Origin of the sequence: Pseudoalteromonas sp. Z9A5, assembly GCF_011378875.1 — a bacterium.
Taxonomy (GTDB): Bacteria; Pseudomonadota; Gammaproteobacteria; order Enterobacterales; family Alteromonadaceae; genus Pseudoalteromonas.
This window is the reverse complement of record NZ_WTLC01000018.1, coordinates 25105-43936: the sequence shown is the minus strand read 5'-3', so window position 1 is coordinate 43936 and position 18832 is coordinate 25105. Positions and strand designations below refer to the sequence as shown.

The 18832-nt window shown below is 39.3% G+C and carries 16 protein-coding genes; 9 read left to right on the top strand and 7 right to left on the bottom strand.

Going from position 1 to position 18832, the window contains the following annotated elements; translation table 11 throughout:
- Position 1 precedes the first annotated feature (1 nt).
- Positions 2-853 (top strand): putative metalloprotease CJM1_0395 family protein, encoded by an 852-nt coding sequence (locus tag GQR56_RS10955; protein WP_166111285.1) that lies wholly within the window; start codon positions 2-4, stop codon positions 851-853.
- Between the two features lie 169 nt (positions 854-1022).
- Here GQR56_RS10955 and GQR56_RS10950 read toward each other — a convergent pair whose 3' ends face one another.
- The 4 genes from GQR56_RS10950 to greB form a co-directional block, all read right to left on the bottom strand.
- The gene (locus GQR56_RS10950) at positions 1023-3347 is read right to left on the bottom strand and encodes a Tex family protein (RefSeq protein WP_166111282.1); all 2325 of its coding nucleotides are present in this window, start codon (positions 3345-3347) and stop codon (positions 1023-1025) included.
- 178 nt (positions 3348-3525) lie between these two features.
- Complete coding sequence (locus GQR56_RS10945; RefSeq protein WP_024610282.1) at positions 3526-4107, bottom strand: CBS domain-containing protein; 582 nt, start codon at positions 4105-4107, stop codon at positions 3526-3528.
- 49 nt (positions 4108-4156) lie between these two features.
- Entirely contained in the window at positions 4157-4468 is a 312-nt protein-coding gene (locus GQR56_RS10940) for a hypothetical protein (RefSeq protein WP_024610281.1), read from the bottom strand.
- A 114-nt stretch (positions 4469-4582) separates the two neighbouring features.
- On the bottom strand, positions 4583-5062 hold the full coding sequence (greB, locus tag GQR56_RS10935) for a transcription elongation factor GreB (protein ID WP_024610280.1): 480 nt from the start codon (positions 5060-5062) through the stop codon (positions 4583-4585).
- Positions 5063-5256: 194 nt separating this feature from the next.
- On the opposite strand from greB, the gene ompR reads away from it, so the two are divergent.
- Together ompR and envZ are read left to right on the top strand one after the other, a co-directional pair.
- A complete protein-coding gene (ompR, locus tag GQR56_RS10930; protein ID WP_024610279.1) occupies positions 5257-5976 on the top strand; it encodes a two-component system response regulator OmpR in 720 nt (239 codons plus the stop codon).
- A 5-nt stretch (positions 5977-5981) separates the two neighbouring features.
- A complete protein-coding gene (gene envZ / locus GQR56_RS10925) occupies positions 5982-7289 on the top strand; it encodes a two-component system sensor histidine kinase EnvZ (protein WP_166111279.1) in 1308 nt (435 codons plus the stop codon).
- A 68-nt stretch (positions 7290-7357) separates the two neighbouring features.
- Here envZ and GQR56_RS10920 read toward each other — a convergent pair whose 3' ends face one another.
- A complete protein-coding gene (locus GQR56_RS10920; RefSeq protein WP_024610278.1) occupies positions 7358-9400 on the bottom strand; it encodes a glycoside hydrolase family 97 protein in 2043 nt (680 codons plus the stop codon).
- Positions 9401-9558: 158 nt separating this feature from the next.
- On the opposite strand from GQR56_RS10920, the gene GQR56_RS10915 reads away from it, so the two are divergent.
- Together GQR56_RS10915 and GQR56_RS10910 are read left to right on the top strand one after the other, a co-directional pair.
- A complete protein-coding gene (locus GQR56_RS10915; RefSeq protein ID WP_024610277.1) occupies positions 9559-10182 on the top strand; it encodes a plastocyanin in 624 nt (207 codons plus the stop codon).
- Complete coding sequence (locus tag GQR56_RS10910) at positions 10172-11404, top strand: hypothetical protein (protein ID WP_024610276.1); 1233 nt, start codon at positions 10172-10174, stop codon at positions 11402-11404. Before GQR56_RS10915 ends, GQR56_RS10910 begins: the two co-directional genes overlap by 11 nt.
- 56 nt (positions 11405-11460) lie before the next feature.
- On the opposite strand, the gene speE is transcribed toward GQR56_RS10910, so the two are convergent.
- Positions 11461-12324 carry a polyamine aminopropyltransferase gene (gene speE / locus GQR56_RS10905; RefSeq protein ID WP_024610275.1) on the bottom strand — a complete coding sequence of 288 codons (864 nt, stop codon included), beginning with the start codon at positions 12322-12324 and terminating at the stop codon, positions 11461-11463.
- A 198-nt stretch (positions 12325-12522) separates the two neighbouring features.
- Between speE and speA the strand changes: the two genes are divergently transcribed.
- The 3 genes from speA to GQR56_RS10890 all read left to right on the top strand — a co-directional run bounded on the left by speA (position 12523) and on the right by GQR56_RS10890 (position 16879).
- On the top strand, positions 12523-14403 hold the full coding sequence (speA, locus tag GQR56_RS10900; RefSeq protein WP_024610274.1) for a biosynthetic arginine decarboxylase: 1881 nt from the start codon (positions 12523-12525) through the stop codon (positions 14401-14403).
- Between the two features lie 102 nt (positions 14404-14505).
- Complete coding sequence (locus GQR56_RS10895) at positions 14506-15384, top strand: acyltransferase (protein WP_166111276.1); 879 nt, start codon at positions 14506-14508, stop codon at positions 15382-15384.
- Between the two features lie 235 nt (positions 15385-15619).
- Entirely contained in the window at positions 15620-16879 is a 1260-nt protein-coding gene (locus GQR56_RS10890) for a mechanosensitive ion channel domain-containing protein (protein WP_166111273.1), read from the top strand.
- Here GQR56_RS10890 and chrA read toward each other — a convergent pair.
- The gene (gene chrA / locus GQR56_RS10885; RefSeq protein ID WP_166111373.1) at positions 16836-17990 is read right to left on the bottom strand and encodes a chromate efflux transporter; all 1155 of its coding nucleotides are present in this window, start codon (positions 17988-17990) and stop codon (positions 16836-16838) included. The genes GQR56_RS10890 and chrA overlap by 44 nt on opposite strands.
- A gap of 189 nt (positions 17991-18179) precedes the next feature.
- On the opposite strand from chrA, the gene GQR56_RS10880 reads away from it, so the two are divergent.
- Entirely contained in the window at positions 18180-18812 is a 633-nt protein-coding gene (locus GQR56_RS10880; protein ID WP_166111270.1) for an OmpA family protein, read from the top strand.
- The last annotated feature ends 20 nt before the right edge of the window (positions 18813-18832 follow it).

Below are 18832 nucleotides of genomic sequence, written 5' to 3'. Positions count from 1 at the left end.
AATGAATATTGTCACGCCATTTCCGTCTATTAATATAAACACCGCAAATGTTTATACGGAAACCGCGCGTCGTGACAACCAACTGCGTGAAGTTATTCCTGCGCCGGCACCAAGCAGTGCCAGCAATACAGAAACCAAAACACAAAGCGATGCTGAAAAGGCAAAGTTACCAGGCGGTGGTGATGGCGTAACGTATAGTGCGACGGGGAAAATAGCAGACGAAAAATCGGTTCAGCAACGTGATGAAGAATCAGAAAATTCAGAAACCTCTGAGCAAGAAGCCGAAACAGTTGAAAAACAGGAATCTGAACAAGAAGAGCAACTTTTAAAGCAAGAACAATCACAAATTAAAGAACTCAAGGCTCGTGATACTGAAGTAAGAGTACATGAGCAAGCACATGCTGCTGTAGGTGGGCAGCATGCCGGTTCGCCTAGCTATGAATATCAACGTGGTCCCGATGGTACTAACTACGCAGTTGGCGGAGAGGTACAAATAGATGTATCTGAAGTCCCAGGCGATCCACAAGCAACTATAGATAAGATGCAAACGGTGCGCGCTGCAGCATTAGCGCCTGCTGAGCCCTCGGGAGCAGATCGCTCTATTGCTGCTAATGCGACACAAAAGCTAGCTGCAGCCCAAGCTGAGCTAGCACAGCCTGAAAGTGAAGAAGATGACGCAAGTAATAAAGTCGAAGCTTCATTTTCTAGTGACGAAAGCAGTGATACTAAAACAGCTAAGAGTGATGAGAAACAACGAGATGTAGATGTTGAGGCACGCGCTGGACGTATTGCTAACTTTTATCAAATGGCAACATCACCTGCAAATCAAAGCGGCTTTTCGGCACTGAGTTAATTTAGCTTCGATAAATTTAATAAAATTGTGATTAAAAAAACCGCTTACGCGGTTTTTTTGTTTTAGTTATTGCTTGTCACTTTAAGTAACCTGAACCTTGAATAATAAACCTAAATATTATTATGGTTTAATATGGAATAACTCTATTGCTCAGAGTTCAGGTTAATTATTACTTTTTCACTTTAGCGTTTGCAAACGCATCAGCAAATGCATTGCCCATTAAAGCATTACCGCTATCACGTTTTGGCTTTGCAGCGCGAGGTTGTGAACTATTAGTGCGCGCTTGTGGTTTTTGAGCTGATGGAGCTGCTTTATTACTGGTATCAATATCGTCATCTAAGCGCATAGTAAAGCTTATGCGTTTACGCGCTGCATCGACTTCTACTACTTTAACTTTTACTATATCGCCAGCTTTAACTACTTCGCGCGGGTCTGATATAAATTTATTAGTAATAGCTGAAATATGCACTAAACCATCTTGATGAACGCCTACATCAACAAAAGCACCAAAGTTGGCAACGTTAGAAACCACACCTTCTAAAATCATACCTGGTTTTAGATCACTAATTTTTTCAACGCCGGCTTTAAATTCAGCTGTTTTAAATTCAGGGCGTGGATCTCGACCTGGTTTATCAAGCTCAGTAATAATATCGGTAACGGTAGGCAAACCAAATTTTTCGTCGATATAATCGTTAGCAGCTAATTTATTTAAAAAGTCGCTGTTACCAATTAAACTATTTACATCAACGCTATTGTGCTCGCAAATACGTTTAACTATAGGATAAGCCTCAGGGTGAACCGATGAGTTATCTAGCGGATCGCTGCCATTATTAATACGTAAAAATCCAGCTGCTTGTTCAAAAGCTTTTGGCCCCAAACGCTCAACTTTTTTAAGTTCACTGCGCTTAGAAAATGAGCCGTTAGCATCGCGATAATTTACAATATTTTGTGCTAATGTTTTGTTTAAACCAGAAACGCGTGTAAGCAGTGGTACAGATGCCATGTTTAGGTCTACACCAACAGAGTTTACACAATCTTCTACTACTGAGATAAGGCTTTGCCCTAATTGGCTTTGCGATACATCATGCTGGTATTGACCAACACCAATTGATTTAGGTTCAATTTTAACAAGCTCTGCAAGAGGGTCTTGTAGGCGACGAGCAATAGACACGGCACCGCGTAAAGATACATCTAAATCTGGAAATTCATTAGCAGCAAGTTCAGATGCAGAATAAACAGATGCACCGGCTTCACTTACCATAATTTTATTTAGTTTAAGCTCAGTATTTGCCTTCATTAGTTCGGCAACTAACTTATCTGATTCGCGAGATGCAGTACCATTACCAATGGCTATAAGCTCAACCTTATGTTGACGACAAAGCTGCTCTAATGTGCGAACTGATTTATCCCAGTGATTCTGCGGCGCATGCGGGAAAATAGTCTGTGTGGTTAGTAATTTACCTGTGCTATCGACTATCGCGATTTTACAGCCAGTACGTAAACCAGGATCAAGACCAAGTGTAGTACGAGGACCTGCAGGGGCTGCCATTAATAAATCTTTTAAATTTTTAGCAAAAACATCAATTGCACCAGTTTCTGCTTTTTCGCGCATAGCTGCAAAAAATTCATTTTCGAGGTGTAAACCTAATTTAATTTTCCACGCCCATTGCACAACACTTAATAGCCAAGGGCTTGCCGCTTTATATTTAATATCTAGACGATAATGATCTGCAATCATTTGAGCGCACAATTGAGCTGAATTTTCAGAACTTGGCTCAGGATTCACACTTAGCTGAAGTATGCCCTCATTACGCGCTCTTAACATTGCAAGGGCTCGGTGAGAAGGGACCTTTTTAAGAAGCTCTTGATGCTCAAAGTAATCTCGATACTTTGTACCAGCTTGCTCTTGCCCTTTAATTAGCGAACTTTCAATAGCGCCATTTTGACTAATGTGACTTCTAAACTTAGCAAGTAGCTTTGCATCTTCAGCAAAGCGTTCCATTAAAATAAACTTAGCACCATCAAGCACTGCTTTTGTATCAGCAAAGCCTTTTTCAGCATTAATAAATTGCTCTGCTTGTTGTTCAGGGTCTAGGTTTGCATTGTTGAATAACTCATTTGCAAGAGGCTCTAAGCCTGCTTCAATTGCTATTTGACCTTTAGTGCGACGTTTTGCTTTATAAGGTAGGTATAAATCTTCAAGCTCAGTTTTACTTTGCGCTGTATTTATATCGTTCTTTAATTCTGGAGTCAGTTTTTTTTGTGATTCGATGGTTGATAATATAAAGCTACGACGCTCTTCTAGTTCACGTAAATAAGATAAACGTTGTTCTAAAAGACGTAATTGAGTGTCGTCTAAACCACCGGTTACTTCTTTTCTGTAACGGGCAATAAAAGGCACTGTTGAGCCTTCATCAAGTAACTTTGTTGCCGCAACAACTTGCTGTTGCTGTGCATTTAGCTCAATGGCTAAACGTGCAGAGATATCGCTCATGCAAAAACCTTTTTAAACAAAAATAAGACCAGTTAACGCAGTTAACTGATACGACTAATTGCTTGAATAATATCACACGAGGTAGTAATAAAAAGTAATAAAAAGCTCTTAAAGCAAGCTATTTTACTTGCTTTAAGATGTTGCAATGGAGGGGGGAATTATAAGGTGTGAAGAGCCCCTAGTGAGGGTGCTCTACGTTTTCTAGTACTTCACTGAATGAGTTAGCTATTGGTGTAATGTGTACAGGAATTTGTAGTGTTCTGGCAATTTGTCTTGCTGAAACTAACCCACATATTTCATTATTCGCTGTTGTTACCAATAAAAACATCACACCTTGATGCTCCATTGTTTGCAGTGCATCACCAATACATGCGTGGCTTAGGCTTTGCATGCTAACACCCATTAGCTGGCTTATTGGCGTCATAATATGACGTAAGCTCACTTCTTTATGTGGTGAGTTTAGGCGCTGTGCAATTATAGCTATTTTAGAGCTTTGCAAATCTGCACTTGAAACAATACCAATTAGCTTATTAGCATCATCAGTTACTAATATAAAATCAGATTTTTGAGTGCTTATTTGTTTAAGCGCTTCTTCAATCGTTGTTTCGTGTTGTGCACGAATAGGCGTTTTTTGAGTAAAGTTGTTTACCATTTTTAATGCCGGAGATGTTAAATCAATTAACGGTTGATCTTCAGCAAATGTGTTAGCAATAACGCCATGAGAAATGTTTTGAGCACGTAATTCTTTAAAGTTAGACATATTAGTCACCTATAATTATAAAATTTAATCAATGTTTAAAAATAATGAGTTAAATTAAATTACTAGGTGGTCCGCGCTGATAAGCAGTGCTAAAAGGTCTGGTTAAAATTAAACTAGTGTAAAAAGAGTTTGTGTCTTTAGGGAGTGGTTGAGGCGCCGTAAAGGAAATAACATTAACGTGAGAATCTACGTCAAAGTCTAGGTTAGCTTGGTCAGGAATATCACAAGCAATAAAATGATTTGAAACCGTTACATGGTCTAAATTACTTTCTTTGGCATTGGCGTGCAGGGTTAGACTTACACCCATTAAAAGTGCAAACAATACGGCATTACTTAATATGCGCTGTACTACGTTTGACATAACCATTACCTTAACTAATCTCAAACTAAAAAATTATAGCTGGAGTAAATTCACTTATAGCGTATTGTTTTAATTTACACAATAGAAAGTTAACATGATCTGAATCAAAACATGTTATTTATTTTTTTGGTAGTGAATGCTATTTATATACCACTCTTTTTTTCCTTGAGGTGTCATTACCTCAAACTCGTCATCAACCTGCTTTTTAATCAATGCACGCGCCATAGGTGAGTCGATAGAAATATAATCTTTACGATCGTAAATCTCATCGGGTCCCACTATTCTAAATTTTTTAGTTTCAGCTTCTTCATTTTCTATTTCTACCCAGGCGCCAAAAAATACTTTTCCGTCTTGCACTGGAGAGTAATCAATAATTTTTAAATCAGGGATTCGCTTACGCAAGTAGCGTACGCGACGATCTATTTGACGAAGTAATCGTTTATTGTACTGATAATCAGCGTTTTCAGAGCGATCTCCTAAGCTTGCTGCCCAACTCACTATTTTTGTAACTTCTGGACGTTTTACGTTCCATAATTGGTCGTGTTCTTGTTGCAGTTGTAAGTAGCCTTCGCGGGTAACTAAATTTGTTTTCACGGTATATTCTTCTCAAACTCTAATATTGGGCACGGTATTAAAATTAGTGAAACTTGTCGAGTTTAAAATTTATAGCGTGGTAATAAGTGTTTTTGAAATGTTCAGTAACAATCTAAGCGGGTAATTAGTTTTTGATTATTAAGTTTTTCATTTATATTAACTATTAACTGGATATAAAAATAAGAAATATAAAAATGGGACACGAAACCACAAAAGTATTAGTTGTTGATGACGATATGCGTTTACGTAGCTTGCTCGAGCGTTACTTAGTCGAGCAAGGTTTTATTGTTAGAACAGCAGGAAACTCGGAGCAAATGGATAGACTTCTTGAGCGTGAAAACTTTCACTTAATGGTTCTCGATTTAATGCTTCCTGGCGAAGATGGCTTGTCTATTTGTCGTAGGTTACGTCAAAAAGAAAACGAAATTCCTATCGTTATGTTAACTGCAAAAGGTGACGAGGTTGACCGTATTATTGGTTTAGAACTAGGTGCAGATGATTACATTCCTAAACCATTTAATCCTCGGGAGTTATTGGCCCGCATTAAAGCTATTTTACGCCGCCGCGCAAAAGAAGTGCCTGGTGCGCCAGCTGCTGAAGAAAACTTAATCGCTTTTGGTAAATTTACCCTTAACTTAGCAACACGCGAAATGAGTGAGGGTGAAAAAGTTATTTCACTGACTAGTGGGGAGTTTGCCGTACTTAAAGCACTTGTATCGCACCCTCGAGAGCCGCTTAGTCGCGACAAGTTAATGAACTTAGCACGTGGACGTGACTACAGTGCTCTTGAGCGAAGCATTGATGTACAAGTATCTCGATTACGCCGCATGATTGAAATAGATGCTGCTAATCCACGGTATATTCAAACCGTATGGGGTTTGGGTTATGTGTTTGTTCCTGACGGTGAAAAGTAACTTATATGGGATTTTTTCCGCGTAGTGCGTTTGGAAAAACTGTTTTTTTGGTAGCTGCTTTATTACTTATAAATCAAATAGTGTCTTACGTTACAGTAAGCTTATACGTTGTAAAGCCGACTATTGAGCAAGTTAATTTAATGCTAGCTAAGCAAATAAAAACGGTATTTATTGACTGGGAAGATGGCGTAGAGATAAACGATGAGATTTCAGAAAAGTTTTTTGAAATAACAGGTATTGAAGTAATGACCCAGCGTGAAGCTATGCGTAGTGGGCTTGGGCAAACTCGTGAATACTCAGGATTATCGCGAAGTATGTCTGAGCAATTAGGTGGTTTTTCACGGGTACGTATTAGCCAAACAGGCCCGCTTATATATTGGGTAGAAGCACCACAAGCACCAGGTTATTGGGTAAAGGTACCGTTAACCGGCTTTAAAGAAAATAACTTAGAGTTTTTAACTTTTTACTTATCAAGTATCGGTTTTTTAAGTGTGCTGGGTGGGTGGTTATTTGCAAGGCATCTCAACAGACCATTAAAAGCGTTGCAACAAGCCGCAGTAAAAGTAGGTAAAGGTGACTTTACCACTAAGTTAGCAGAAGAAGGTTCAACAGAAGTAATTGCGGTAACACGTGCATTTAATCAAATGTCGCGCGGTATTGCGGCACTTGAAAATGACCGCCGTTTATTAATGGCTGGTGTGTCTCATGATTTACGTACACCGCTTACACGTATTCGTTTAGCTACCGAAATGATGGCTGATACAGATGACTACTTACGTGAAGGCATTATTTACGATATAGAAGACATGAACGGCATTATTGATCAGTTCATTGAGTATTTACGGCACCACAAGCGTGAAGAGGTAATCTGTGAAGATATAAATGGCTTAATAGCCGAAGTTGTACATTCAGAGCTACAGCATCAGCGTTTAATTACTTTTAAGAGTAATCCGAACATAACTAATATTCCGCTAAGTATAGTGGCTATCAAGCGTGTTATAACGAATATGATAGGAAACGCGCGGCGTTATTCAGAGGGTGATATTGAAGTACTTAGTTACTACAACTCTAATAAAAAGTACGTGGTTGTTGAAGTAAAAGATAATGGCCCTGGCATTCCTGAGAGTGAATTAGAGTCTGTGTTTGAACCATTTAAGCAAGGTGATGCAGCGCGCGGCAGTGAAGGTAGTGGGTTAGGGCTCGCTATTATTAAACGCATTATTGATATGCACGATGGTAAAGTGAAGCTTTCTAATCGACCGGAAGGCGGCTTAAGCGCAAAGGTTTATTTACCAATTAAAATTAGCAGTTAATATAAAAGCCATCGTTGACTAAATTTACGGATGGCTTTTTTTTTTATAAAATAAATATAATTTATATATTAAAGAGCTTTGAAGCGAATCGCGGTGCCGCCACTGGTGGCGAGATTAAGCGTTAGTTTATCGCTTGCAGTTACAATACGCTTCTCAATAGTTAGATCGTATGGATTATTTTTCCATTCTGCATTTTTACCATCTTTATAAATTTGCGCTTCAAACTTCTTCCCTTGTTCTAAAAAGTCTAGTTTCACCTCAATAGCACGTGCTTTTTCGTCGGTAACTGCACCTAAGTACCAATCATTTCCTGTATATTTATTACTTTTACGCTCTTTGCGTGCAAATACAATAAAGTCGCCTACTTCGCCATCAAGAGCAATACTTTGCTGCCAATCTGTTGGTACGTCTTGAATGAATTGAAACGCATCGGGCTTAGCCAAATAGTTTTTAGGTAAGTCGGCAGCCATTTGAATTGGGCTATACAAAACAACATAAAGTGCGAGTTGTTTGGCGAGTGTGGTTTGTGGGCGGTTTGTATCGCCTCCTAAACCATTAAAGCTCATATCAAAAATACCTGGCGTAAAGTCCATTGGTCCTGCAAGCATGCGGGTAAAAGCAAGCATTGGTACATGCTCTGGTGGGTTAGGTGGTGAACCCCATGCATTGTATTCTTGTCCGCGTGCACCTTCGCGCGCAATCCAGTTTGGATAAGTACGGCGCAGGCCTGTATCTTTAATTGGCTCGTGAGTATTAATGCTAATTTTATGTTTAGCTGCAAGTTTTACGTTATAAAGGTATTCGTTAACCATAAACTGGCCGTCATGCCATTCGTGGCGAGCAATACCGTTTTTGTCTATACGTTTTATATTTCCGCCATCGGCTACATAACCTGTTTTTACTTGGCTTACGTTTGATTTTTCGTAAAGAGCAAAAGCACCTTCCATTTGGTCACGGTAGTTGCTTACATTACCTGATGTTTCGTGATGACCAATGAGTTGTACGCCTTTTTCTTTGCCGTATTGAGTAAGCGCTGCTATATCAAAGTCGTCGTACGGTTTGGTAAAGTTAAATACATCGCCATTAAAATACCAATCGCCATCCCAGCCAATATTCCAGCCTTCAACGAGTACGCCATCAAAACCATACTGCGCTGCAAAATCCATATAGTATTTTGTGGTTTGCGTAGTGGCGCCGTGTTTTTTACCGCTACCCCAAGTTTGCGTGTTTATATGCATACCCCACCAAATACCCACGTATTTGCCAGGCTTAACCCACGACACGTCACCGAGTTCATTAGGCTCGTTTAGGTTTAGTATTATATCTGAATTAACTAAGCCAACAGCGCTGTCGGCTATTTGAATGGTGCGCCATGGTGTTTTAAAAGCACCTTGTTTTTTAACGGCAACACCATCTGACCACGGCGTTAAATCGGCAGTGAACGTACCAGAGCGACGCTGATTTAGCACCATGCCTGCATAATCAACAAGTGCGGCTTCATGAATACTAATATGAGTACCGTCACTTGTTTTAAACGTAAATGGTGTGTGAGCTAGTGAAGCTTCGTTAAGTGGAGTGGTGTTGTAAACATATTCGTAGCGGTTCCAGCCACGAGCAGGTATCCACCATGCTGTTGCATTATGGCTATTGTTTATTGCAAATTCAGTCAACTCTTTGGTTATTTCTGTATGTTCGAACCCGGCTTGTTGTGGTACTTCGTACCTAAAACCTACACCACTATCAAATGCTTTAAATCGAATTGTGTAGGTGCCTTTATTTGGCTCGTTTTTTGTAAAGGTAACGGCTACTTCGTTATATTCGTCAACAACGTTTTGGCGCTCGCCCCAGGGTTGTTGCCACTGTGTATTAACGCTTTGTTGTTCAATGCTTTTAATTTTAAAACTGTCGCTAAAGGCCGCTTGTGTTTTAAATTCAAACCCCAGTAAAGATTTGTTTATAACCGCTTTGTTTTTAAATTTTATTGCGTAGCTAGGCGTGTTGGTTTCGTCAGAGATGCTTACTGTTATTTGTGTGTCTGGCGATTTTAGCTCTACGGTTTGTCCGTAGCTATTACTAGCAAAGGCTAAAAGCACAAGTGCTGGTATTCTCATGGTGTGTCCTTAGATGAGTCGGTGGTGACATCTAAGGATAATGACTGTTGATGATTAATACGACTGCTTACATACGTATTCAATGTTTTAAAAAATAGAAAGAATTTGGTGGCTTAATCGGTCTATAATGTAAATAAATTGATAATAGCGACAAGAAAATGATAAAAAGCTTACTTTATGTATTTTTACTAAGTGTTAGTACTGGAGTTTTTGCAGCAAATATTACAATTAAAAATGCTAATAATGACCCATTACCTAATGCTGTTGTATGGCTAACTGCAGGAGACCCCTCTAGCGTTATTCCTCCTGAAGCACCTTATGCGATGACCCAGCAAAATCGAGAATTTAAGCCACGTATTTTAGTTGTCCCACAAAATGCAAAGGTAGAGTTTCCGAATGCGGACTCAATCATGCATCATGTTTATTCATTTTCTAAAGCCAAAACGTTCGAATTAAAGCTATATAAGGAGCACCCAAAAGCGCCCATTACTTTTGATCAAACGGGTGTTGTTGAGCTTGGCTGTAATATTCATGATTGGATGTTAGGTTATATAGTGGTGGTTGATAGCACTATTTTTGCGATTACAGATGAAGCCGGAAAAGTTGATTTAACAGCGATGGCAGGCGAGTACACACTTAGCGTATGGCACTCAGGGTTTGGTGATATAAGTAATGTTGAATCTGAAGTGGTATCTGTAAGCTCAAAACCGCTTACCTACAAAATTAAGCAAACTATAACCGAGCAAATTGATTTTGCTACGGATGAATTTGATGACTATTAATAACTTGCTAAAGCTGACTTTTTTAAGTTGTATTGTACTTTTTAGTAATACGCTGAGCGCACAAGTAAGAGGTTTATTGCAAGTTAGGGCTGTACAAGGCGATGACATACTGAGCTGGCAAGAAGGTGGCGTTGGATTGTATCGGCATGATAGTAAAAGCGATGAGCTTATTTTATCGCAAGGTATTTTAGATTTTAATATAGATTTAGCATCTAACTGGTCGGCTCATGGGGTGTTAAATCTTAATCAGGCTCCTGATGTTGGCTTAGGTTTTACGCAAGCTTATGTAAAGTATCAACCGCTATCTAATAGCAACTATAAATGGCATGTGCGTGTAGGGGGCTTTTACCCACTTATGTCTTTAGAAAATCCAGACATAGGTTGGACTTCTCCTTATAACTATACAAACTCAGCTATTAATAGCTGGATAGGAGAGGAGTTACGTACTGTTGGCGCTGAGGTAACTATTAAGCGCTCAGCTAAACGTTTCAACAGCGCACATAGCTTTAGCTTTGTAGGCGCTACATTTAAAGGCAATGACCCTGCGGGTACCTTACTCGCGTGGCGTGGTTTTGCACTACACGATAGGCAAACAACATTTAACGAAGGTGTTAAATTTGCACCTGTCGCGTCATTAAATGAATACGCGCTACGCTGGCAAGCTAATCAAGTTTTACCGTTTGAAGAAGTCGACGGTCGCTTTGGTTATTATGCCGGTGTGCATTGGGATTACTTAAAAAAGTCACAATTTCGAATTTATTATTACAACAACAATGGCGACCCAACTAAGCTTAATATTAGTTCGGGGCAGTATGCATGGGATACCCGTTTTACTAGTGCTGCTTGGTTATATAAGTTTAATAATAAAACACGCTTTATAGCACAAGTGTTAAATGGTAAAACCGAGATGGGTGATAATAAACTAATAGATAATGCATTTTATAGTCACTATTTAATGCTGAGCCATAAAGAAGGTAAAAACAGAGTTTCGTTACGTTACGACTATTTTGAAGTAACCGATAACGACATTACTCCATATGACCCTAATACTAGCCATGGCGAGGGGGTAACGGCCACGTGGCGTTACAATATTAATAAAAAGGTTCAGGTAGGAGTTGAAGCTTCTGCGCTTAAAAGCTTTGCTGAAAATAGAGCCGCAATAGGTTTTAATCAACGTACTTCGCAACAACAAGTAATGATAAACGCTCAGTGGCGTTTTTAAAGTATAAAAAAGGGAGCGTTTAAACGCTCCCTTTTTAGTTTTACAAATTATGTAAATTACTTTTTATCGAATGCGCGTTTCATATAGTTAGGTGTAGCGAGTGCACCATGGTGAATACCGTTGTTGTAGTATTCGCTATGTTGCGCAATATTTGCAGCTGCATCTTCTCTAAAACCGTCAAATGCTTGTGATTTACGTGCAAGTGTTACCGACCATAAACCGCTTGGGTAAATTGGCTGCGGGAATGGCAATGTTTGTAAATCGTTAAAGCCTACGCTTAACATAGCTTCGCGCATTTCAACTAATAATGGCATATGCATAAGTGGCGATTCACTTTGCTGTACTAAAATACCACCTGGGCGCAGTGCATCTAAACAGCTAGTGTAAAACGCATGGTTAAATAAACCTTCCCCAGGACCTACTGGATCTGTGCCATCAACAATAACAACGTCAATAGATTCGCCAGCTGCTTCGCGCATGTATTTAATGCCATCGTCAAACATAACCGTTGCACGAGGATCGTTATTAGATTCGCAAAGTTCTGGGAAGTATTTTAACGACATTTGCGTTACTACTTCGTCTATATCTATTTGCGTCACAGTTTCTACGCCTGGGTGTTTTAACACTTCACGTAATGTACCGCAGTCGCCGCCGCCAATAATAACCACGTTTTTAGGGTTTGGGTGCGCTAAAAGTGCAGGATGGCTGATCATCTCATGATAAAAGAAGTTTTCTCGGGTTGTAACCATAGTACACCCGTCGATGATCATTAAATTACCAAAGTCTGTGGTTTCAAACATTTCTACCTTTTGAAAAGGAGATTGTTTTTCATCTAACTTTTTATTAATACGTAATGAAAATGCGCTGCCATCGCGGTCGCTAATTTCAGTAAACCACTTACTTTGATCTAAATTTGCCATAGTTACTATTACACTTTTTAGGTTGAGTATGAAAAAGGGGCAATTTTGCCAGTGCTTGGCGTATTGCTCAATGACATTTTAACTGATTTGACGAATAAAGTTAGTTAGGAGTGAGTGAAAGTTCAATTTTTGTTAGCCTAGTGGATAGTGACGTATTAAAATGCGCCTTTATACCTAATTGACTAAAGAAGAGTTGCCATGACCTGGGGTTTAGAAACAGCACGCGCTACTTATAACGTTGCTCATTGGAGCGATGGTTATTTTGATATTAACGCACAAGGCGAACTGGTGGCTTACCCAGATGGCGACCAAACAAAAGCCGCAATTTCTTTAACGCAATTAACTGAGCAGTTTAAACAACAAGGTTTAACGTTGCCGGTTTTAGTGCGCTTTACCGATATTTTAAAAAATCGTGTAGACACGCTTACTAATGCATTTACTCAAGCACGAGCAAATCGTGAATATAACGGTAAATACACCTGTGTTTATCCAATTAAAGTAAATCAGCAGCGCTCTGTTGTGAGTAAATTATTAGCGCATCCAAGTGGGCTTGTAGGCTTAGAAGCCGGCTCAAAGCCAGAGCTTATGGCTATTTTGGGTGTAGCAAAAGAGCCAATCACTATTGTGTGTAACGGCTATAAAGACAGTGAGTTTTTACGTTTAGCATGTATTGGTCAAGCAATGGGGCACAGTGTAAAAATTGTTGTAGAAAAGCTTTCAGAACTTACCACGCTACTCGAAGAAATAGACAACCTAGGTATTGAGCCAGCTATTGGTATTCGCATTCGCTTAAACTCAGTAGGCAAAGGCAAGTGGCAAAACACGGGTGGCGAAAAAGGCAAGTTTGGTTTAACTGCTGGGCAAGTGCTTAGCGCAGTTGAAGTGCTTAAAAAGCATAATAAATTGCACTTAATGCAAATGGTGCATTTTCATATTGGTTCTCAAATTGCCAACATTCGTGATATTCACCGTGCTTTGCGTGAATGTGCGCGTCACTTTGCTGAGCTTACTCAATTAGGTGTGCCACTTAACACCGTTGATGTTGGCGGTGGTTTAGGCGTTGATTATGAGGGCTCAGGCTCACGTAGTGCGTGTTCAATGAATTACACCGTTGAAGAATATGCGCGTAATGTAGTAAATGCATTTGCAGAAGTGTGCGATCAACATAACCTTACTCATCCAGCTATTATTACCGAGTCGGGCCGTGCTTTAACCGCGCATCATGCGGTGTTAATTACGGATGTTATTGATGTAGAAAAAGCGCCGAATCATTTAAACCCAGAAGCACCTGTTAAAAACAGTGCATTAGTACTTGATGAAATGTGGCAATGTTTGCAGCGTTTAAATCCGCGTATGGCATTAGAGATTTATCATGATGCTATGCACTTATTTAGCGAAGCGCACGATCAGTACGTGCATGGCTTAGTAAGCATGTTAGAGTGGGCGAAAATAGAGCAGCTTTACTTTACTATTTTACACCGCGTACGTGCATCACTTAGTAATAACGCACGCGCTCACCGTGAAGTACTAGACGATTTAAACGAAAAGCTTGCTGATAAACTCTTTGTTAACTTTTCATTATTTCAGTCGTTGCCTGATGTGTGGGGCATTCAGCAGTTGTTTCCGGTTATGCCAATCGAAAACTTAACTCAGCCACTTACTCAGCGCGCGATTATTCAAGATATTACCTGCGATTCTGACGGGCAAATTCGTGAATACGTTGAAGGTGCTGGTATCGAAACTAGCTTACCGATTCCTGAGTATAAACATGGTGAGCAATATCATATTGCCATGTTTATGGTTGGTGCATACCAAGAAATTTTGGGTGATTTACATAACCTATTTGGTGACACCGATTCAGTACATGTAGAGCTTAACGACGATGGTTATGTGTTAACCAATGCTATAAAAGGTGATAGCGTTAAGGATGTATTAAAGTTTGTTGACTATGATAGCGACATTTTAGCGGACAACTTTGCACATCAAATTAATAAACTTGATGTATCTGCACAATGTAAAGAAGGCTATTTAGCTGAGCTTAATGCAGGGCTAGAAGGCTACACCTATTTTGAAGATTAATGGTGTCATCATTAATTATTCTTAATTTAGGTTAATTACGTCACTAAGTATAAGAAAAGCGCAGTAATAGATTACTGCGTTATGTTTAAAGGAAAAGAAGTAATGTCAGTTATCCGCAGTGTATTTAGTATTATTTTTTACACAATAAATACTCTTTTTTGGTTTGTGCCCATTTTCATTTGCGGGCTTATAAAGCTTATTCCTATTAAGCCGCTACAAAAGCTGATGAGCTGGGCGGCCAAGCAATTTGCAACTATTTGGGTTACTTTTAATAGCTTAAACCAAAAGTTATTTACTCCAACTAAACTAAATGTAACAGGGCTTGAAGATCTTAAATTAAAAGATTGGTACTTGGTTATTGCAAATCATCAAAGCTGGGTAGATATTTTAGTGTTGCAGCGCGTATTTAATCGCAAAATTCCATTCTTAAATTTCTTTTTAAAGAAAGAGCTTATCTACGTGCCAATTTTAGGTTTATGTTGGTGGGCGCTTGATTTCCCATTTATGACCCGCACTAGCAAAAGCCAGTTAAAAAAGAACCCAAAACTCCGTGGTAAAGATTTAGAAACAACGCGTAAAGCGTGTGAAAAATTTAAAGAAATGCCGGTAAGTGTGGTTAATTTTGTTGAAGGTACTCGTTTTACTGCGCAAAAACATGAGCGTCAAAGCAGTCCGTTCCCACATTTATTAAAACCAAAGGCGGGCGGTATCGCTTTTGTTATGCAAGCAATGGGCGAGCAAATTACTAAAGTAGTTAATGTAACCATTCATTACCCTGATGGCATTCCTACGTTTATGGATTTTGCTGGTGGTAAGGTAAAGAATATTAATATACACGTTGAAGTAAGGCCTGTAAGCGAAGAGCTAATTGGTGATTACACGGGTGATTCTGATTTTAGAATACGCTTTCAAAGCGAGTTAAACCGTTTATGGGAAAACAAAGAGCTAACGTTACAAGAGCTTGAGAATAACCATAAATAAAAAGTAATAAACGAATTACTGATACATACTTTAAGTGAATTAAAGTATGTATCGCTTATTGACTGCGATATATGGGTATTTCGTTTATAAAACGATTAATTAAAACGGTAAAGCATTTAGGCATTATTTTCAAAACATATGAGTGAGTTGTAAGTTACTAAAATATACAACTCACCAATATTTATAAACAGCATCCCACACATGAACCTAAAATCAGTAAGGAAATTGAATTTCTATGACCAATACACACTTGCAAGAGCTAATTGCTCCTTGGTTTGAAAAAGTACCCGACGCGGATTTTCTTAGCTCTATTACTGCAGTAGCAATTGGGGTCGTGTCGTTATTAGTACTGTATTTATTTACTCGTCGTTTAATGTTGCCTGGCATTCAAAAAATAGTGACGAAGCTTTCTCCTGAGCGTATTGGCGCGCTTTCTCCTATGCTTAATAAGCTAAACAAACGTATTGCAGGAATGCTGTGTTGTGTATTGTTTTTAGCTACATTTGATAGCGTATACCCAGTTAATGAAATTGCAGGAGAAATACTAAAAACGATAGGGCAAGCTTTACTCATTATTTATGTCGGTTTTATTTTTAGTAGTATTGTGAGTATTGCGGGCACTATTTATAATCAATTAGAGTTTGCACGTGAAGTTCCTATTCAGGGCTTAATTCAGGTTGTTAAGCTAGTCACCTTTATAGTGTGTGCTATTTTAATAGTTAGTATTTTCCTTGAAAAGTCACCTACTTATATACTCTCTGGTTTTGGTGCGATTGCTGCGGTTACGTTATTAGTATTTAAAGACACTATTTTAGGTTTTGTAGCGAGTATTCAAATAGCAGCAAATCGCTTAGTAACCTATGGTGATTGGATTCAAGTAGAAAATTACGGCGCTGATGGCGAAGTAATTGATTTGGGTTTAAACACGGTAAAGGTACGTAACTGGGATAACACTATAACCACTATTCCCACTTATATGTTAGTAGCGGGCTCGTTTAAAAACTGGCGCGGAATGCAAGAGTCGGGCGGTAGACGTATTAAGCGGTCGCTTAATATAGATATGCACAGTATTTGTTTGGTGAGTGACGAATTTAGAAAACAAATTGATGCGGCTATTCCGCTGCATGACTACATTCGAGTGACGACATTACCCGCTCAGGTTTCTAATTTAGGGCTGTTTCGCCGTTATGCGGAGGGCTATTTAAAACAGCACAGTAAAATTAATACGTCGCTTACGTTAATGGTACGAGAGCTGCAACCACTAAACCATGGTTTGCCTATTGAGTTTTATTGCTTTAGTGAAGATAAACGCTGGATTTCGTACGAGCACTTACAGGCCGAGATAATGGACCATTTGCTTGCGGTGTTACCGGTGTTTGGTCTTAGGGCATATCAAAGTGTAAGCGGGCAATTAAGCCCACCGAGTGAGCAACAGACAGATAAGCCAACATTTAGAGTGATGGCAAGTAGTGTTGCAAAAGACCCACAGCAATAAATAAAGCTAAGAGCCACCAAATAGGTGGCTTTTTAAATCGCAGCCATGTAAATGCAATTATTACTAACGCAACTTGCCAAAGATTATGCACCGCTGATGTCCAAATTGGCGAATACAGTGCAGCCGCTAAGAAACCAACTACTACTGCATTAAGTGCAGCTATTGAACTTGCAAAGCGTGGTTTGTTTGCCAAATTAATCCAACTCTTCTGAAACGCCAGTATAAGTAAAAAACCAGGCATAAATATAAGCAGTGTAGCTATAAAAGCACCTACTAATGGTTGCTCAGTGGTAAGTTGTGCGCCTAAGTAAGTAGCAATAGTAAACATAGGTCCTGGCACTGCCTGTGCACTGGCGTAAGCACTTAAAAATTGATCATCACTCAATGCTGGTACGCCTGCTTGAAGTACTGGTAGTACTACGTGACCACCACCAAACACCATTGCACCTGCTTGGTAAAAAGGCGCAAATAAAGCAAACTCTTGACCAAGCGGAATAAAGCTAACACCAAGTAGAAGCGCAAATAACCCCAGAGCAATCCAGTTAATATTACTTTTTTTGCTACTAATATCTTCCGTGGCTGTACCAAGTTTTAATAAAGGCCATATAGCACCTATTGCTGCAGCAATTATTAAAATAGCGATTTGAGTGCCCAGCATTGGTAATAACACCAAAGCAAGTGTACTCATTACAGCAAGTAGCTTAAGTGCGGTACTTGTACAAAAGCTTTTAGCCATACTAAGCGTTGCATCAGCAACTATAACAACGGCAAATAACTTTAAGCCTGCAATAATAGCAAAGTAAATAGCGTCAAACTGATGAGCACTAACCGCAAGTAGCACCATTATTAAAAACGAAGGTAGAGTAAAGCCTACAAATGCAGCTATACCACCCAGTACACCAGCACGCTCAACGCCAATTGCAAAACTAACTTGGCTAGAGCCAGGACCTGGTAAAGCTTGGCTTAAGCTAATAAGTTGTGCGTAACGCGTGTTAGTAAGCCAATTTAACGAGTCTACAAAGTGGCGTTTAAAGTAACCTAAATGCGCAGCAGGACCGCCAAAGCTCATACACCCGAGTAAAAAAAACTGTCTAAAAATAGCAATTAACATTGCGCCAATATCCTTTGTAAAGTTCATTAAATTGTCACAGGGGAGTATGACATTTTTATTAAAACGACACATTAGTTTAGGGTATGCTTAACTATCGAGCTAGATGCGTTGCTTTTAACACTCTCTTCATAGTTTGTTCATACATGTATTTGCATACTCTTGCTAAATTCTTAATGAATAGGTATCACCATGACTTTAACTAAATCACTTTTAAGCGTAACCGTAGTAGCTTTGTTGCTTTCTGGTTGCGAAATGAATAACACAGGTAAAGGTGCCGCTATTGGCGCTGCAGCCGGAGGTGTATTAGGTAAGGCTACGGGTAATCATAAAGATAAACGTATTTTTATTGGTGCAGCTATTGGTGCACTTGCTGGCGCAGCTGTTGGCGACTACATGGATAAGCAAGAAGAAGCATTTCGTGATGAGCTAGCAGGTTCGGGTGTTGAAGTAGTACGAGAGGGTGATAACTTACGTTTAGTTATGCCATCAAATATTACCTTTGCAACGGATCAATCTTATATTTCATCAGGCTTTAACGATACGTTAAACGCGATTGCTAAAGTAATGAACAAGTACGAAAAAACCTACCTTAGTGTAGAAGGGCATACCGATAGTACAGGTAAAGATAGCTACAACATGAACCTATCGCGTGAGCGTGCAAAAAGTGTGAAAGACTACTTAGTGAACCAGCAAATTATGGCTACACGAGTTAGTACTATGGGTTATGGCGAAACACGCCCAATTGCGACTAACGATAGTGCAAATGGCCGTGCTCAAAACCGTCGTGTAGAAATTCAGATAGTGCCAAATACCGAAGGTTAGGGTTCTTGAACCTTGCAAAT

Bases quoted from the DNA above. Each gene is read 5' to 3' on its own strand.
- GQR56_RS10940 (WP_024610281.1), bottom strand. From the start codon at position 4,468: ATGTCAAACGTAGTACAGCGCATATTAAGTAATGCCGTATTGTTTGCA.
- GQR56_RS10880 (WP_166111270.1), top strand. From the start codon at position 18,180: ATGACTTTAACTAAATCACTTTTAAGCGTAACCGTAGTAGCTTTGTTG.
- speE (WP_024610275.1), bottom strand. From the start codon at position 12,324: ATGGCAAATTTAGATCAAAGTAAGTGGTTTACTGAAATTAGCGACCGC.
- envZ (WP_166111279.1), top strand. From the start codon at position 5,982: ATGGGATTTTTTCCGCGTAGTGCGTTTGGAAAAACTGTTTTTTTGGTA.
- GQR56_RS10955 (WP_166111285.1), top strand. From the start codon at position 2: ATGAATATTGTCACGCCATTTCCGTCTATTAATATAAACACCGCAAAT.
- speA (WP_024610274.1), top strand. From the start codon at position 12,523: ATGACCTGGGGTTTAGAAACAGCACGCGCTACTTATAACGTTGCTCAT.
- GQR56_RS10890 (WP_166111273.1), top strand. From the start codon at position 15,620: ATGACCAATACACACTTGCAAGAGCTAATTGCTCCTTGGTTTGAAAAA.
- ompR (WP_024610279.1), top strand. From the start codon at position 5,257: ATGGGACACGAAACCACAAAAGTATTAGTTGTTGATGACGATATGCGT.
- chrA (WP_166111373.1), bottom strand. From the start codon at position 17,990: ATGTTAATTGCTATTTTTAGACAGTTTTTTTTACTCGGGTGTATGAGC.
- GQR56_RS10910 (WP_024610276.1), top strand. From the start codon at position 10,172: ATGACTATTAATAACTTGCTAAAGCTGACTTTTTTAAGTTGTATTGTA.
- GQR56_RS10915 (WP_024610277.1), top strand. From the start codon at position 9,559: ATGATAAAAAGCTTACTTTATGTATTTTTACTAAGTGTTAGTACTGGA.
- GQR56_RS10950 (WP_166111282.1), bottom strand. From the start codon at position 3,347: ATGAGCGATATCTCTGCACGTTTAGCCATTGAGCTAAATGCACAGCAA.
- GQR56_RS10945 (WP_024610282.1), bottom strand. From the start codon at position 4,107: ATGTCTAACTTTAAAGAATTACGTGCTCAAAACATTTCTCATGGCGTT.
- GQR56_RS10895 (WP_166111276.1), top strand. From the start codon at position 14,506: ATGTCAGTTATCCGCAGTGTATTTAGTATTATTTTTTACACAATAAAT.
- GQR56_RS10920 (WP_024610278.1), bottom strand. From the start codon at position 9,400: ATGAGAATACCAGCACTTGTGCTTTTAGCCTTTGCTAGTAATAGCTAC.